Below are 16,565 nucleotides of genomic sequence, written 5' to 3'. Positions count from 1 at the left end.
ACTACTCCGCCGCCGGAAGCTTGATCTGCTCAAGCACCGGCGAGACCTGACCGCCTGGACGCACCCGCTGCAGTCCAGAAATGACAACGTTGTCCTCGGCACTCAGTCCGGACCGGATGATCCGCAGTCCCGACCAGATTTCGCCCCTGACGACCTGACGCGTTTCGACCACATTGCTTTCGTTGACGACGTAGATGATCGAGCGCGCCTGATCGGCGACGATCGCGGAATCTGGTATCAGCAAAGCCTCGAATTCTCCCGAGCCCAACAAACGGGCGCGGCCGAACAGACCGGGCTGCAGAAAACCTTCCCGGTTTTCGAACACGGCACGGCCAAGAATGGTTCCGGAGTTCGGATCGAGCCGGTTGTCGACGAAGTCCATTGCGCCTCCCCTGTCAAAGGCCGCTTCGTCCTGCAACCGGACAAAAATCGGATTGGGTGTCGTTCGCGACGTTCCGCGTTCGCCGGTCACGTTGAGACGCGCGTATTTGAGGAAATCGGCTTCTGACGCGGTAAAGACGAACTCGATCGGATCGACACTGACGATTGTTGTCAGAGCAGTCGCCCCTGAGGGGCCACCGATGACAAGATCGCCGATATCGATTTGCGTTTCCGCGATGCGACCGTTGATCGGTGACCGGATCTGCGTGAACTGCAGGTCCAGTTCCGCGATTTCGAGCTCCGCTTCGGAGAGGGCGACGTTTGCCAGGGCTTCCTGATAGGCGGCAGACGTGCGTTGCTCCGCGCTCTGCGGGCCGACATTCCGATTGAACAATTCTCTCGCTCGCTCGAATTCGAGCAGGGCAAGATCGCGCGTCGCTTCAGCCGCCTGCAGGCGCGCGTTCGCCTGTTTGACGGCCAGTTCAAAAGGACGCTGATCGATCGTGTAAAGAAGCTGGTTTTCTTCGACCAGCTGTCCGTCTTCAAAGTGGATGGCCGCGAGATATCCGGTCACGCGGGCTTGCAAGTCGACGGTCTGAACCGCCTGAAAGCGCCCCGTGTATTCGTCCCAGTCAACGACCATTTCAGCGATGGGTTTGGAAACGACAACCGCAGGCGGTTGTGATTGCTGCGCGCGCGCCGGGTCCTGCAACGAAAAAAGAAGCAACACCGCCAACAGGAAACGCAGCGCGGACCGGACCATTCCCGACTTTCCCACTCCATTCAGTGTCATGAATTCGTCCTCCGTCCTGACTGCGGCTGCTGCGCGGCAATTTTCGAAATTTTCGTGAGCGGGTCCTCGGGTCCGGGACCATCTGAGACGCCAGGAGCCTGATGCAAACGCCGCCCACCCGTTCGATCTGTCAGGTGACGGTCTATGTGGACGACAATTGCGCCAGCCGGGATGTCGGTGCCTGGATCTGGAATGGGACAGACCAGCAAGTGCCAGAATCCTTCCAACGCGATCAGACTGTATTGCGCGCGAAGAACGAAGGCCGGACCGGGACTGAGCAACCGGAGCCCATCGGGAAAAAGAAACTCCCGGATCAGCGTCTCCGTAAGCGTGTTGGATTGTGCATCCGGAAGGTAACCGGCGGGCCGACAATCGGCATCAACCAGCATGCAGGCATCGCCGAGCCTGTGAAAGAGCTTCAGCGAGGCATGCGTCGCGCTCCGGCGTGCGTTCCAGTCTTCAAGGATGCAGTTGGTTTCAGTGTCGCAAACAGCTTGCGGTTTCAGAGAGACCGCGCCGCGAAACGAAACCAGAGGAGAAATGTTACCCCGCGGGGACGGACCACCGAAGCCGCGATCACCGGGTTCTGACGGTAGGTCACTGCCCAAGCCTTCTGTGGTGCTCATTACCCTTGCCCTCGCGCGGATTGATCCTGAGTGACACGCCAGTTGGAAACCACGCTCCCATCGGCCCGCGGACAGTCTGCGCTAACGGTCATCTGCGTTCTTCCAGATTTGAGCGGCTTACAAAATCTTGCATACCGGAAGACAAACGGGAGGCTGCCGACGTGTGCACGCAATCACTTGAACCGCGAGCGCTCGCCTCTTCTCCCCTCAAAAAACGCGTGACGTGCCGCGGCATGCCAGGCTTCTCGATCGCGCTTGAGGCCCCGTTCGTGCAGAAATCTGTAAAAACGCGTTGCTTGTAAGAAAGACGGTGAGACTTGAGCCATGTAGGAGGCATGAAAGACCAAACCGACAGGCACTTGCTTCACGCGTTGGAGGCCAACCGATGATCGTTCCGTCTCCCGATCATGGCTTGCCGGAGCCAATTGCGCACGCATCGACCGGGGACATTTACGCGGCGGTGACCAAAGCCACCGCGTTTGAAGCACGGATCGATCCGGTCAGATGTGTGCTGCTGATCCCTCTGGCCTCGGGCGACATGACAATTGTTGAGAGAGGGCAAGGCGCTGTCGGACGGGTGCGGCGCGCATTTTGCCTGAGTTACCTGCCCTCCGGCAGAACCCGCAACGCCCGGCAGTCGGCTGCCATCGAGCATATCTACATCTCCGTCACCGCAAACAGGGCCGCAAAGCTTCTTGCGCAATGCGGCTCAAAAAAATGGCGGCTTCCCGATCTCGTTGTCGAACACCGGCACGGCGACATCGCCTTGATTGCGCAGACCATCCGCAGGCACCTCTTCGAACCATCCTGCCCGAACACCACGTTCCTGGGTGCGGCAACCGATCTCTTGCTATCTCATGCCATCGGAGCGTCGACCAACATGTCGGCAAACGATCAAATGACCGTTTTCACGAATGGGACACTCAGAAGCGTTCTGTCGGAGATCGATGCTCAGATAGAAGATGGGGTCCGCGTCGCAGCACTGGCAAAACGCTTCGACATGACGCCGAGCGCGTTTTCGCGAAAGTTTCGCGCGAGTATCGGCTGCACACCACAGCGCTACGTGATTGAGCGGCGCATCGGTCGCGCTCGGGAATTGCTGAAAGACAGCGACCTGCCGATTTCCGAAATCGCCTATGCGCTCGGCTTCTCGTCTCAAGCCCACCTGACCTCGAGCTTCAAGGAGGTGCTGGGCGTGACGCCGGGACGGTACCGGGACAGTTTTACCGCCGAAAGAACCAAAACCGCCAAGGAGGGGTAAGGCACCCAGAGGATCGTATGTGACCGGCGCGACGCTCTTTCAGGGAATACTCACGGCACGCGTCTTTGCGATGTTCAGCCCCAGCGCCTGGACCAGATGTCGTGCGCGGCCGAATGCTGGGAGAGGATCGGTTTCGAGATCGGCAGCGTTTCGAACGGCACAACCTTCAGCAGAAATGCTGCGTCATCTGCCATTTGTGTATGGTCTTTCCTGAACCTGGTTCGCAAAGCCTGCGTTTCGACGCAGGACCCCACCGGGATGGACGAGAATTTTGACAGTCCCATGAAATCCCCTGGGAGGGAGCATCCGATTTCCTTGCAGAGCCCCAGGATATCGGTCGTTGCGCCCTCCAGAAATGCGCGATCGTCCTTCAGGATCTCGGCAAGATGGTCTTGGTCAACGGAGGCTCTTCGCCAAGCCGAAAAAGTGATGTTGTGCGCAAGCACTACCGTTCCGGCGAAAAACCGCAAAAGCCCGCGCACAATGACCGTGTCGACCATCTCTTCTTCCAACGAAGTTCAGGAGAACAGCATAAACAACACGAGCATCATCCGCTTTCAAAAATATGCCGCTTACAGTTACTTTACGAAGGTGGTCAATTGGCTGAAAACAGGATTTTTGTGAAAGAAGACAGCGAGCTGCGGAACTAAGCTCCGGAGAGCTCCAATCCGCCTGCTTTGGAGCCGCGCGCAGCACCAGCGTCGCTACCTCCCTTCCAAGTGCTGCGCGCTTCTTTTTTCCTTCACCCGCACCTTCTTGAAATTGACGCAGCGTCATTGAAAGAATGGCCGCTGGCCCTATCATTATAGCGTCGATGAGGAGGGAAGCCCGGAGACGTGTCGCACCATCTGCACACACAGAACTATTACGACTGGTATCGCGAAGGACCTTACCGCGAATTCGTCGTCAGTCGGACATATGACAAAGCCCGCGGCGTTTCATCAACAATGGCGCGACAGCCGGCTGGTGACTATCCGGACCCGCCGACACCTGAACTGGTTATCATCCAAAATGTCGGCTCGACGGCCATTCCGGCAGACTTCGACAACACTGCGGCGCGCTACCGCGCAACATGGATACCCGACGGCTTCGACTTCAAGGTGCCTGAGGCTTCTCTGGAGGTCACCGTCGACCGGGACCATGCCGGTCTGTTTACCGCGATAGACCCGGCGCGTCTTGCAGCACTCAGCGGCCTGGAGCAAAGGCATCTGCTGGATCATCTGGAACCGCTGTTCGCACGCGGCGCCCGCGATCCGATGCTGGCCGCGATCTTGCGTAACCTGTTCGATGAAATGGGCCGCAAGGACGACCCGGGAACCCTGTTCACCGAGGGGGCGCTGTGTTTGATCGCAGCGCGGCTCCTGCGTCTCGCAAGCCAAACGAAATCGCCTCGGTCCAGAAAGAACTTCTCCGACAAAGAGAAAGCGATCCTCGCGGAAACAATTGATGATCTCCTCGACACCGATCTATCGGCCGAGACACTTGCAATGGTCGTGAACAGACCTGTCGCCGACTTTTTTCGCGCCTTCAAAAGCTGTTTCAACGAGCCGCCGCACGCATTTGTCCTGGGCAGGCGCATCGCGCGGGCCAGCAGCATGTTGGCCGAAACAGACGAACCGATCGCGAGCATCGCATATGCGTGCGGCTTCTCGAGCCAGCAGCACATGACCAACTCATTCACCTCAAAGCTGGGTATCACGCCACGGCGATACCGGAACGAGGTTTGCAAATGAAGCCTGACTGCAGTCACGAGAGACACGATCGTGCATGTTAGAAACCAGATATCTCTGACAAGCCCCGTTCAACGCACTGCTCCAAGTGTGCACGTAGGATTGACGACCGGCGTCTACAAAGGCCACTCGGCACGAACGGTTCTGGACGGGCATTTGCTGGCCATCAATCTCAGGCCGAACAAGACGCTGCTCGCTCTCAATTCCGACGTGCAAAAACAACTTTCAAACGAAACCAACACAATCATCTTTGGACCGAGTGGCACGGACGCATTCGAGACCGACGACGGCGGACACAAGAGCCACTTCTACCTGACCTACGAACCGGAGAGCGCAGAAACGCTGCTTGGAGGGTTCAGTCTTTCGGGGGCCGGGCTGGAGGTGTTGCCGCCAACACAGGACATCGTCATCGGCAACATGGCACGCGAGCTGCAGCGTCATCTGCTCACCGGTGAGGTCGAGGGTGCCATTTTCATGGAGATGCTCACATCATCCATTTTCATCCGGCTTGCATCTCTGATGGCGCGAGAAAGCCGTGAAAGACAGACCCGCAAGAGTGGCCTCTCCGATGCCTGCAAATCCCGGCTTGTCGATTTCATCGATGCAAATCTGGCAAGCACTCTGGATCTGGGTGCTATCGCGAAAGTGGCCGAAGTGCCTGTTCACGTCCTGACCCGGAGCTTCAAACGGAGCTTTGGCGTCTCCCTGTCAAGTTACCTGCTGGAGCGGCGCCTCGACAAAGCGAGGACCCTTCTGGCCGAAGGCAACGATACGATTGCCGCCATTGCCTATACCTGCGGGTTTTCCAGTCAGCAGCATATGACCAACTCTTTCACGGCGAAAGTTGGTGCAACGCCAGCGCGATATCGCAAGGAGTTTGGCCCGTGAGCAGCCCACAGACAGCGAGCAGTTTTCGCGAATTCATCGAGACATCGGACTACGCCGCGTTCCCCAGAAGTCACAGAACAGCCGGTTTCGACCGTCTCGACATGATCGAGATCCGTCAAACACCGCACCAGATGAAAGATGCCGCGGTTCCGGAGTTTGTGCTGCAGTTCGCATTGAAAGCGGACATGGAATTCAAGTGGGACCTGGAAGGAAAGTACTGGTCACGCAGTCAGCGCGCGAAAACCGGCGTCTTTTGTCTCACGCCGCCAGAGACGGCGATCGCATATTCTTGCGCTGGTCCACACGATTTGCTGATGCTGAGCCTGCCGATAGACCACTTGCAGTCGGCAACCGCGGACACCGGTCTGGACCTTGCTCAACTTAACAGCCTTTGCGGACCGCTCTTTTCAGATGTGCGTCTGCGGCGGGACCTGCTTGCACTTTGGAAGACCGCCGGAACGACAGCACCAACATCCATTTTGCGCTCCGAGGCGCTGCAACTCCTCGTCATTGAACGTTTGCTCAGTCTTGCGGATGCCGTAAATACACAAGCATCTCCACGTCTTTCTGACAGTGAGCTTCAGCGAATCACTAAACTGATAGGCGACTACGAGTATGAGCCGCCAACCCTTGCATCCATTGCATCCGAACTTGGTTGGCCGCAACTCAAACTGAAACACGCAATCGTTTCCAAGACCGGAAAGACGCTTTACCAGTTGGTGCTTGACGCGCGTATAGAGCGCGCTCGGGACAAACTCCTGAATTCAAACGAACCGATTGCGCAGATTGCATATGCGTGCGGCTTTTCGAGCCAGCAGCACATGACAAATACCTTCACCAGCAAGCTGGGTGTCTCTCCGGCCCGCTACCGCAGGGAAACGGACGGTTGACCCTTCGCGGCCAGGCAAGTGCGGGACCAGCCGATCTGGATGACATCGCATCCGGGCCTTGCAGTGAGCAAACCCGGAGGTCCGGGCTACAGGCATGAGTTACTTCACGCATGTGTTCGAAGCGGAGATCTCGCGCCACGGTGTCGGAAAGTCGCGCGTCGTCATGTACAAGGTCCTGTTTCTGCCACCCGAGCTGGAAGCCGGTCTTCCCTTTGGCGAATATCCGCGCCTGCGTGTGGAGGGCGAGATTGCAGACGTCCCGGTGCGAGGGGCCTGGATCCCGGTCGGAGACGGACGCAGGTATTTCATTGTGTCTCCGAAGGTCACGGCCAATTCGGGTGTTGATGTCGGAGATGTCGTTGAAATGCGTTTCAGGGTCGATGACCAGAACCATGTCGACGTCCCGGACGCGCTCAAGCTGGCGGTCGACTCTGATCCCGAACTGAAGGAGCTTTGGGGTGAACTGACTGCCGGCAAGAAACGAATGTTCTCGGTTCACGTTTCATCCGCTAAGACACCGAAAACGGAACAGAAGCGCATAAGCGAAGCAACCGCAGCAATAATTGCGGGATGTTCAATCAGGGACCTGAAACGCAAATAGCCGCGATCCTTCTACCACCGCGCACTCTTTTGTTCAGGCACTGAAACCCCCAAGATTTGGGAGAGCGGACCTGTGCCGGGCTCTCCATCAGGCGTTCAGATAGTCCCAGACATGTGAAATGACGACCGACCCTTCCCCGACAGCGGAGGCAACGCGTTTTACGGAGCCGGCACGAACATCACCGACAGCAAAGAGGCCTGGACAAGATGTTGCAAATGGCGACCCTTGCTCCGCCAAGAGACCTGTTTGGACAAATCCCTTCTGATCGAGGTTGCACGTTGCAGCAAGCCACTTGGTATTTGGTTCGGCGCCGACCATGAGGAACGCGGCCGGACACGCGACGCGCCAGTCTTCTCCCTCACGCTCAACAACCACAGCTTCCAGCTTGCAATCACCTTCGAGCGACTTGATCTGTGCGTTGTAATGGATGGTGATGGCCGGATCTGTTTGAAGCCTCGACAGCAGATAGTCCGACATTGACATCGCCAGACTCGGCCCGCGCACCAGAACATGCACATGCCTTGCCTTCCGGGAAAGATACATCGCAGCCTGTCCGGCCGAATTGCCACCGCCAACCACGATCACGTCGTTCCCGATGCAGTAGCGCGCCTCCATATCGGTCGCCGCGTAGTAGACACCCAGTCCCTCGAAATCCTTGAGGCGCTGCAGAGGCAGCCTGCGGTACTGGACGCCCGTTGCCACGACAACCGCGCGTGCACAAAGCTCCTGACCGGTATCCAGTGTGGCGCAAAACGTGCCGTCGGCCTGCCTTCGCAGGGATTCAGCGCGTCGCGGACGCATGAAGCGTGTCCCGAATTTCAAGGCTTGCACTTCCCCGCGCCAGACAAGATCCGAACCGGATATTCCGGTCGGAAACCCCATGTAGTTTTCGATCCTGCTGGATGTTCCCGCCTGTCCTCCGACGGCAATGTCCTCGACCAGGAGCGCGGACAGGCCCTCGGCGCCTGCATAGACCGCCGCAGACACACCGGCCGGTCCTCCCCCGACAATCAGGACATCGACGGTTTCGTCACACTTGAAGCTCTGTTCCAGACCGAGCACTGCCGCGAGCTGAGCAGGCGTCGGCGGATCCAGGACACGATTGTGTCCAAACACCACCGCGGGCTGACGTTGGCTCAGACGGCAACTCATCGCGATTTCCTGAGCGTCGCTCGATCCGAGATCGATCATCCGGTACGGTATCTTGTTGCGCGTCGCAAACTCGGCAACGCGGCGAACATTGCGATCGTAATCGGCCCCGATCAGCACCAGTGAGGAGTCGTTCTCCTCGATCTGCCGTCTCCTGCGGGCCGCAAACACCGAGATCACGATATCCGACATCTCGGGAATGCGCGCCATTGCCTGCAGCATCTCACCACGCGGAACCGCAAGAACCACGGTCTCCTCCTTTGCGCGCAGGGGCAAGTTGTGCGCACCATTGTTCAGGAACGCGATGTCACCGATGAACTGCGTGGGCCCGAGACTCGTCGGGAAATAGGCCTCGCGGGTATAGGGATCCATCAACTCGACCCGCCCTTTCAGGATGTAATAGAAGTGGTCCATCGGATCCCCGACATCCGCGATGGTCTCGCCAGCTTGAAAACGCACTTCCCGTCCCAGCGCCAAAAGCTCTTGCACGTGGCTTTCATGAAGGGGTGTTCGGGTCATTTCACGAAGGTTCGCTGCAAAGCTCTCCATCCAATTGTCTCCCAGGACGACGGTCAAATTGCAATCCACGCATCCGCAGATGCCCTCGCACCACAAACCACGGAAATGCATGGCCGAGGAAGGATCCTAGCGGCGACTCAGGCGGCTGTCTTTCAGATTTGCGCAGCGCCGGAACAGCTTCGCAATTCGGCGTATTCGAGAGCGCGGACGCGCCAAACCGCTCAGGCTGGGCGGCGGAAAAACCAACTTCTGGAATCGCAAAACTGGCTGAAAGACCAGCAAACGATCCTGCCCAAAACTAGGTGCCGCGGGCCCAAGACCAGACAGAAAGGAGGACGGGACAACACCCGTGGCGAGCGCGACTTGAGAAGCAGACTTCGCTGCCTTGGCCGAGCTCGCCGCCTCGGCGCCGCGACACCTGCGGCAACTTTCGAGCCCCTCCTCGGGTTTCGCGGCGCCTGCATGATCTATGGGTCCATCAAAAAGAGTGCTTCCGACTTGAAGGCCGAAGCCGACATTCACGGAAGGCATGGCCTGTCCGAATGGAGAAACCCGATGAAACAAAGCTCAATCACCACGTTTTCAGTCGCGGCAAGCGTTGCTGCTGACATGAACGATGATCACAGCGTCTAAACCGGCGACACTGTTTATCTGCTCGAAAAATGAAGAGCGAAGTCATCACATCTTGCGATTCCACCTAAGGCCCTGCGGGTTGCCTCCTGGTCTTCAGCTGCGACAGGCAACATGTCTTCATCCGGAGCAGTACCAAGATCACGTTGCGCGCTAGCGTTTTCCAAGCGACATGTCTGTTCGATATTCTCCGGGAGAGGTCCCTTTCCAGCGCCTGAAACTTCGCGCAAAACTGTTCGCATCCCGATATCCCAGCAGGACGCCAATTTCCTGCGACGACAACTCACTGTCCGTGAGATACCTGATCGCAAGTTCTTCGCGCATCTTGTCCAGGATGTCCTGAAAAGTACTGCCCTCTGCGCGCAACCGGCGCTGCAAGGTGCTTCGGCTCATGTTCAGCGCAATGCCAACATCTTCCGCGTTGGCTCGACCCATTGCAATCAATTCGACGAGGGCTGCCTTGACGCGATCTGTAAACGACAAATCGGCCTTTTGCGCGCGCATCTGGAGCTCAAAGTCACGCTCGAACTTCTGCCAAAGCGCCGGATTTTCGGAAATGAAGGGCCGGCGGGCATCTTCTGACGCGTAACACAGGCTTGTTTCAGTCGAATAGTCAGGAACGATGCCCAAATGCTCCCCGACAGTTCGCCTCTGAGCTTCGGTTGCACTCAGACTGGCGCTCAACGGTATGACTGGTTCCCCTGTCGCATTGCGAACCATCTGAACTGAAAACATCAGATGCAAAGCCGCAAGGTCAGAAGGAATTTCAATCCTCTGATCAGCTGATCGGTAGGAAATCCGAAGCATGTTGCTGGCCCAGACCGCCTGCATTGATGTCGGTCCGAGCAGTGTTTTGAATTGTGCAAGGCGGCGGCTGCCGATTGCGAGATCAGGGGCACATGTCAACGCAAAGAACACCGGTATGATGGGTCCATTCGCCATCCTGTTGCAGAGCCGGCGCAGATAATCTGGTTGACCATACAGCGCGACAGCAGCGTCCCATGCCCGAAAGAACTGCGCAGCCGTCACACGCATCTCGTGGCCCGGTCTCTGATGGTCCACTATTCCCGCCCGTTTCAACATGGCGGCCGGCTCGACTTGAAGGACCCGGCAAACAACATCGGTGCCGATAGCCAATGAGTACTTCTCTTCCATCACACAGTATTTTCTTTTGCTTGGTCTGGCGCTTTTCGATCAAATAGACCTGATGACAACGCCCACCAACAGGTTGACCCGCATTGCAGTGCATTGACCCGATTTGCATATGGCGACGTCTTTTCGGCGAGTCTAGCCTCTGTCGCGTCAGGGCACCAGCAAGGACTACCCGATATGTCAGTCAACGAAGAAGAAACAATCAGTCTCATAGTAGATGGCGCTTCATTTGAAGTTTCTCTTGAAGCAGAAATGCCCTTGCTATGGGTTTTGAGGGATGAACTGGGTATCCTTGGTCCGAAATACGGATGCGGCATTGCACAATGCGGAGCTTGCACGGTGCTCATTGATGGTGACGCGGTGAGGTCCTGCCAAGTTGCTGCCGGCGATGTCTGGGGTCCAGTGACCACGATCGCAGCTTTGGGTCTGGACGGGGCCGACCACCCTTTGCAGACTGCCTGGATAAAACATCAGGTCGCACAATGCGGCTATTGTCAGTCTGGCCAGATCTTGCAAGCTGCGGCTTTGTTGGAAAAAGACACTTCACCGACCGACTCGGCAATTGATGCAGCCATGTCTTCCAACTTGTGCCGCTGCGGCACTTATCCGCGCATCCGTGCCGCAATCCATGATGCTGCGCGCTCGCTTCGTGAAAGCTAGACCGGAACGAAACCAGCGCATTCCAAACGTTCAGCACCGTCTTGCCGGGTGATCGCCGATCGTCATGGTTCTGCGCGAAACGCATCAGCATTTTGAAACAGCCTCGGCAAGCTCGGAAATCCAGTGAGGCCAGAAACATGCCGAACTTTTCTCCAGGAGCCACAGCTCTCCTCCTTATGGATCCGCTAAACGAGCGCGACACTTTCAATGCGGCGACACCGGCAAACCCCGATGTGTGGCGACGCTATCTTGCTGCGCTGGAGACGCTCTCATTGCTTGTCCAGAGCGCCCGATCTTCAGATGTCCTGATTTGTTACACCGTTCCTCAGGATCTTCCTCAAGCTGCGCCCTTGTTCGGCTCCCCGGAGATTCCAAATTCGGATCCGTTAAATCCGACAAATTCCGTTTTGATCGAAAGGCTGCTTGTAAACTATCACGCGTCGATTTCTCCACGCAGGGGAGACATTCTCCTCGAAGACCGGTGGGAATACGGGTGTCTTTCCGAGACCGGTTTGCTGTCAACACTATGGAACAACAACCGGATACATGTCGTGCTGGCAGGATTTTGCGCCACCGAGCATGCGCAGAAAATCGCAAGAGACTTTCAAGAACTCGGTCTCGCTCTCACGCTGGTCTCCGATGCAACATTTGATGTTCAGCGGCTCATGGCCGGAGACCCGGCGAATCTGACCGATTGTCCGGTTCGCGAATGCCGGACCACCACTTCGCAGTTCATCGACGAGCTGGACGCGTTCAATCGTCTGGCCTGTCAGAAATGAACTGGTTCTCGCGTATCAGCGCATTGCAAACCAGGCGCGGCAACAAACTGGTTGAACCAGCCAACTGAAAGCGACCACGACTGCACTGAGGACAATGCCATGAGCAAAAAGAGTACCACTACACGGCGGTCATTTCTCGTCGGGTCCGCCGCGGTTGCCGGCGGAGTTGCGTTTGGAATTTATGCGATCGCCCGACCGGCAGCCAATCCGCTGCTTGAAGGTTTGGCCGAAGACGAGGCTGCCATAACGCCCTTCGTGAAAGTGGCTTCCGGCGGAATAACCCTCATTGTTCCCAGAGCAGACTCCGGACAGGGCATTATGTCGATGCAGGCGCATCTGATCGCAGAGGAACTGGATGTGGACCCGCAGAAGGTGAAACTCGATCCTGGCCAACCGCACGCGGCCTATGTCAACACATTGATTGCCGCCAACGGGCTTCCATTTCACCCGCTCGATGACGGAATTGTACCGAAAACAGTGCGGGAAATGATGGCAACCGTCGCACGACTTTCCGGTGCGCAGTTCACCGGAGGGTCGTCATCGGTTGCAGATCTCCAGGAAAAGTTGAGATATGCTGGGGCCGTCGCGAGAGAAACTCTGAAACTTGCCGCTTCGAGCCAAACAGGGGTTCCGGTCAAACAACTGAAAACGGAAGACGGATCAGTCGTTCTTCCGGACGGTACAAGTATTCCCTACACCAACCTGGCCACGCAAGCAGCTCGAATGGATCCGGTCACCGACGTCAAGCTTCGTCCGCCAGCTGAGTGGCGGCGTCTCGGGAAACCGTTCTTGCGCACGGATATCGTGCCAAAATCAACCGGGACGCAAACCTACGGGATTGATGTCACTCTTCCGGACATGCTGTTCGCCACGGTTCGGGCAAATCCGGGCCGTGGCGGCGGATTGGGACCGTATGACGCGTCGGTGGCCAAGACAATGCGAGGCGTCAAGGGAATTGTCGAGGTGAACGACGGCCTGGCAGTGATCGCGGATAATACCTGGCGCGCATTTCAGGCAGCCGAAGCGCTGGAAGTCGATTGGCCTGCTCCTGACTATCCCGCAACGAGCGCGGAAATGTGGAAGGTTCTCGAGGCGGCGCACGTGAGTGAAAATCGTGACTCCCGTTTGCGAGACGACGGCGACGTTGACCAGGTCATGTCTGAGGCGGACATCTTTGCCGCGGAGTATCGGGTTCCCTACTTGGCACATGCGCCGCTTGAACCGCTGAACGCGACTGTTCTTGTAACCAACCAAGACGTTGCGATCTGGACCGCGACGCAAGTTCCCGTGTCCATCAAAGACGCAGCAGTAGAGATTACCGGTGTTGCCGGTGACGCAGTTACCGTGCACGCACTGCCCGCTGGTGGCAGTTTCGGGCGTCGGCTTGATCATGACTACGTCATTCAAGCAATCGAAATCGCAAAGCGGTTTCCGGGTCGGCCGATCAAGACGATTTGGAGCCGAGAAGAAGATTTCACCCATGACTTTCCGCGACCGCTCCACCTTTGCAGGGCACGCGGATCGGTTGCGGACGGCAAGGTTGTGGCCTTCGACTTGGACACGATCAGCCCGTCTCTCGGAGACAGCTGGTTTTCGCGCGTGTTTGTCGTTCCGCCCGGTCCGGATACGTTCTTGGTTTGGGGGGCTTATGATCAACCGTACGAGATCCCCAATTATCGGGTGTCTGGATACAAGGCGCCAAAACTCGTGCCGATTGGATCTTGGCGCTCTCCAGGAGCGTGTTCCAACGCCTTCTTTCACGAAAGTTTCCTTTCGGAACTCATCAACGTTGCAGGGGCGGACCAGTTGGAAGAGCGGCTGCGTTTGACCAAAGATCCGATTTCTCGCGGTGTTCTTGAGGCCATTGCCGAGATGTCGAACTGGTCAGGGACGGATATCGGTCCGGGGCGGGGACGAGGTGTTGCCTTCTGCCATTCTCACCACGTCCCTGTCGCCGAAGTTATTGATGTGACACTAACTGAAAACGGAATTCGGATCGACGAGGTGTGGATTGCTGCGGATTGTGGTCTCGTTTTTGACCCCGTCAACGCAGAAGCGCAACTCACCGGCGCGGCTGTTTGGGGACTGGGACATGCCATGAACTGCGAACTGACCTATGAAAACTACGCACCGGTTCAAACCAACTTTCATGCTTTCGAAGGAATGCGTCTTCACCAAACTCCTCGATTTCACACGTCGCTCTTGGAGAAATCCGAAAAGATTTGTGGCCTGGGCGAGCCCGCAACCGCGCCTGCCGCACCTGCCCTTGCGAATGCGATTTTCGCCGCGACAGGCATTCGGATGAGGGAAATGCCATTCAACAAACATGTTGATTTTGCTTAAGAGAGAACGATGAAACCAAAAAAAGTTTCAAGCGTCTGTATTGCTGTTCTTGCTTGTGCCGTTGCTTCAACGTCCGCGGAAGAGAAAGGCAACACCGGGTCAGACACTGCCTTTCCAACGGAACGTGTCACGCAAGAAATGGGCCTAACCGCCTGGGCCAAGATCCATGCGGTCGCCAGCCACCCGCGCTGTACAAACTGTCATGTCGGGGCAGACAATGTTCCATTATGGACCAGAAACCCCGGCGATCCGCCGCGCGCGCATGGAATGGCTGTAAATGCGGGGGAGAGCCGCATCGGAGCGGAAGGACTCTCCTGCAGAACCTGCCATCAAACTTCAAAGCGGCCAAATCAGGTGTCCAATGCCGCCCCCCATACCGGAATGCACTGGCAACTGGCACCCAAGGAAATGCAATGGACTGGGAAAAGCTCCACAGAGATCTGCAAGCAGCTGCGCGATCCTGATCGCAATGGCGGAAGAGACGCAGACGGACTTGTCGAACACATCCTGGACGACATGAAGGAAACAGGCTTTATCACATGGGCATTTAATCCCGGCGGGAACCGGGAACCCGCTCCCGGCGGATTGCGCGCTCACTTGCAAGATATGGCCCTTTGGACCGCCGCTGGCATGCCTTGCCCCTGATTTCGGTTGTCTGCATTCCCCTGCCGGCAACGAATTTCCGGAATCCCAACAGACGTCGTTTCGCTGATCCACACTCTGTTTGCCGACCGGGCACAGGCGGAAGACAGTGGTTCTGCGAAGCAATTCGTGAGGGGCCAGGAATATCGCTATCGCGCGTTAAACAGACACGTCCTTTTCCGAGAACCGGAAGGCTACGAGAGCAGCTAACGTGATCGTTGCCGCTGACAGCAGGAAAACCCAGGCGGTCATCCAGTCATAAAGAAGACCGCCGCCAATCAGGCCGATGATGCTTGCTGCGGCGCTGAGACTGCTCGCCATTCCCTGAATGGCGCCCTGGTGTTCCTTGCCGGCGAATTCTGACAGCACGGCGGTGAAGGTCGGCCACATGAGCCCGTTGCCCACAGCGATCAGGAGCGCTGCAAGATAGATGCTGGGCGTCGTGTTCCAGTAGAGAGCGACGAAGCCGAGGCCGAGCACCAGTCCGCCGCCGGTGACCAGCAGGCGTTGCGAGACCACCTTGGCAGCACGGGCAAGCAGCGGTCCCTGGACGAGCATCATGAACAGGCTCAGGACGGCGAAGAAGATGCCGGTATCCGTCACGGTCCAGTCTAGACGCGTGGCCGCGTGGACCGGAAAGGCGATGTAGAAAAAACTGAACCCCAGCATGACCAGAAAATTGACGAGCATCAGTTGCGGGATCCGCGGCAGGCGCATGAGATCCGTCTTCGGCGTTTCACGGCATCCCTTCAGGCTGTAAACCTCCTTGGTATCCTGTCCGAACACCTTGCAGGCGTTGGAGAGGCCCGGCTTGGTCCGCAGCATCGCCGCATGTGTATCCGAAAGTCCGAAAAACGTCAGGACGCTCGCGACAACGGAAATCAGCAGTGCAGCGATCACAGGCAGCATTTCCCCCAGGACGCTTGCGCCGAGAAGCCCGGCAAGCGCCGGTCCAAGGATGAACCCCGCGTTTGTCGACATGGCCATCCGGCCGAAGTTTTCCGTGCGGTGGGCATCATCGGTGATGTCGGCAAGGTAGGCGTTTGCGACCGACACATTCCCTCCCGTGAGACCGTCTGCCGCGCGCGCAAAAAACAGGACGATCAGCGGCAAGGTCAGCGAGAACTGCCCCAGGAGGCCAGAATCAATCTGGATGATTGCATCGGTGGGCAGGTAAAAGGCGATGAGGAAAACGACCCAGGACGCCAAGGTTCCCAACTGGCTCACCAGCAGCACCTTGCGCCTGCCGATCTGGTCCGACCATCTGCCGAGGATTGGCGCGCCGATGAGCTGAAATGCCGAATAGGTCGAGGCAAGCACGCCGTAAACCAGCGCATTGCCGCCCCAATCGGTCACGAGGAAAACCATGAACGGAACGACGATTGAAAATCCCAGCGTTCCGACGAAGTTGACCGAGAGAATGGGCAGGATCGACGGCATGGGTGACGGCGTCAATTCGGAAACGGTGTCTGCCATGTCGGGTCGCCTGCCTTTTCCGCACCGTCAGCCGGTTGCACGTCA

14 protein-coding genes and 1 pseudogene are annotated in these 16,565 nt (G+C 57.4%); 10 read left to right on the top strand and 5 right to left on the bottom strand.

Annotated elements, in window-relative coordinates:
• Position 1: 1 nt before the first annotated feature.
• Positions 2–1,174, bottom strand: coding sequence for an efflux RND transporter periplasmic adaptor subunit (locus RBB49_RS20320; RefSeq protein ID WP_306144716.1), 1,173 nt, complete (start codon positions 1,172–1,174; stop codon positions 2–4).
• A 1,011-nt stretch (positions 1,175–2,185) separates the two neighbouring features.
• Between RBB49_RS20320 and RBB49_RS20315 the strand changes: the two genes are divergently transcribed.
• Positions 2,186–3,061 carry an AraC family transcriptional regulator gene (locus tag RBB49_RS20315; protein WP_306144715.1) on the top strand — a complete coding sequence of 292 codons (876 nt, stop codon included), beginning with the start codon at positions 2,186–2,188 and terminating at the stop codon, positions 3,059–3,061.
• Positions 3,062–3,135: 74 nt separating this feature from the next.
• Here the strand turns inward: RBB49_RS20315 and RBB49_RS20310 are convergent, their stop codons facing one another.
• Positions 3,136–3,561, bottom strand: a complete 426-nt coding sequence (locus RBB49_RS20310; protein WP_306144714.1) for a hypothetical protein — start codon at positions 3,559–3,561, stop codon at positions 3,136–3,138.
• A gap of 336 nt (positions 3,562–3,897) precedes the next feature.
• Here RBB49_RS20310 and RBB49_RS20305 point away from each other — a divergent pair, with 336 nt between their 5' ends.
• The 4 genes from RBB49_RS20305 to RBB49_RS20290 all read left to right on the top strand — a co-directional run bounded on the left by RBB49_RS20305 (position 3,898) and on the right by RBB49_RS20290 (position 7,170).
• Positions 3,898–4,794 carry an AraC family transcriptional regulator gene (locus RBB49_RS20305; RefSeq protein ID WP_306144713.1) on the top strand — a complete coding sequence of 299 codons (897 nt, stop codon included), beginning with the start codon at positions 3,898–3,900 and terminating at the stop codon, positions 4,792–4,794.
• Between the two features lie 99 nt (positions 4,795–4,893).
• Positions 4,894–5,679, top strand: a complete 786-nt coding sequence (locus RBB49_RS20300) for an AraC family transcriptional regulator (RefSeq protein ID WP_306144712.1) — start codon at positions 4,894–4,896, stop codon at positions 5,677–5,679.
• Positions 5,676–6,569: an AraC family transcriptional regulator gene (locus RBB49_RS20295; protein WP_306144711.1), complete on the top strand. Its 894-nt coding sequence runs from the start codon at positions 5,676–5,678 to the stop codon at positions 6,567–6,569. The genes RBB49_RS20300 and RBB49_RS20295 overlap by 4 nt, the downstream gene beginning before the upstream one ends.
• 94 nt (positions 6,570–6,663) lie before the next feature.
• Positions 6,664–7,170 (top strand): YdeI/OmpD-associated family protein, encoded by a 507-nt coding sequence (locus RBB49_RS20290; RefSeq protein ID WP_306144710.1) that lies wholly within the window; start codon positions 6,664–6,666, stop codon positions 7,168–7,170.
• An 87-nt stretch (positions 7,171–7,257) separates the two neighbouring features.
• Here RBB49_RS20290 and RBB49_RS20285 read toward each other — a convergent pair whose 3' ends face one another.
• Together RBB49_RS20285 and RBB49_RS20280 are read right to left on the bottom strand one after the other, a co-directional pair.
• The gene (locus tag RBB49_RS20285; protein WP_306144709.1) at positions 7,258–8,868 is read right to left on the bottom strand and encodes a cyclic nucleotide-binding domain-containing thioredoxin-disulfide reductase; all 1,611 of its coding nucleotides are present in this window, start codon (positions 8,866–8,868) and stop codon (positions 7,258–7,260) included.
• A 753-nt stretch (positions 8,869–9,621) separates the two neighbouring features.
• The gene (locus RBB49_RS20280) at positions 9,622–10,623 is read right to left on the bottom strand and encodes an AraC family transcriptional regulator (protein WP_306144818.1); all 1,002 of its coding nucleotides are present in this window, start codon (positions 10,621–10,623) and stop codon (positions 9,622–9,624) included.
• A 198-nt stretch (positions 10,624–10,821) separates the two neighbouring features.
• On the opposite strand from RBB49_RS20280, the gene RBB49_RS20275 reads away from it, so the two are divergent.
• The 5 genes and pseudogenes from RBB49_RS20275 (at position 10,822) to RBB49_RS20255 (ending at position 15,047) form a co-directional block, all read left to right on the top strand.
• A complete protein-coding gene (locus RBB49_RS20275; RefSeq protein ID WP_306144817.1) occupies positions 10,822–11,280 on the top strand; it encodes a (2Fe-2S)-binding protein in 459 nt (152 codons plus the stop codon).
• 41 nt (positions 11,281–11,321) lie between these two features.
• On the top strand, positions 11,322–12,059 hold the full coding sequence (locus RBB49_RS20270; protein ID WP_306144708.1) for an isochorismatase family protein: 738 nt from the start codon (positions 11,322–11,324) through the stop codon (positions 12,057–12,059).
• Positions 12,060–12,158: 99 nt separating this feature from the next.
• Positions 12,159–12,239: pseudogene (locus RBB49_RS20265) on the top strand (twin-arginine translocation signal domain-containing protein); the annotation flags it as partial.
• Positions 12,240–12,848: 609 nt separating this feature from the next.
• Positions 12,849–14,402 carry a xanthine dehydrogenase family protein molybdopterin-binding subunit gene (locus RBB49_RS20260; protein ID WP_306144816.1) on the top strand — a complete coding sequence of 518 codons (1,554 nt, stop codon included), beginning with the start codon at positions 12,849–12,851 and terminating at the stop codon, positions 14,400–14,402.
• Positions 14,403–14,411: 9 nt separating this feature from the next.
• On the top strand, positions 14,412–15,047 hold the full coding sequence (locus tag RBB49_RS20255) for a hypothetical protein (RefSeq protein ID WP_306144707.1): 636 nt from the start codon (positions 14,412–14,414) through the stop codon (positions 15,045–15,047).
• Positions 15,048–15,203: 156 nt separating this feature from the next.
• Here RBB49_RS20255 and RBB49_RS20250 read toward each other — a convergent pair whose 3' ends face one another.
• A complete protein-coding gene (locus RBB49_RS20250; protein ID WP_306144706.1) occupies positions 15,204–16,520 on the bottom strand; it encodes an MFS transporter in 1,317 nt (438 codons plus the stop codon).
• Positions 16,521–16,565: the final 45 nt, after the last annotated feature.

The organism is Roseibium sp. MMSF_3412 (genome assembly GCF_030733265.1).
GTDB lineage: Bacteria > Pseudomonadota > Alphaproteobacteria > Rhizobiales > Stappiaceae > Roseibium.
This window is presented reverse-complemented; position numbering and strand designations above follow the sequence as displayed.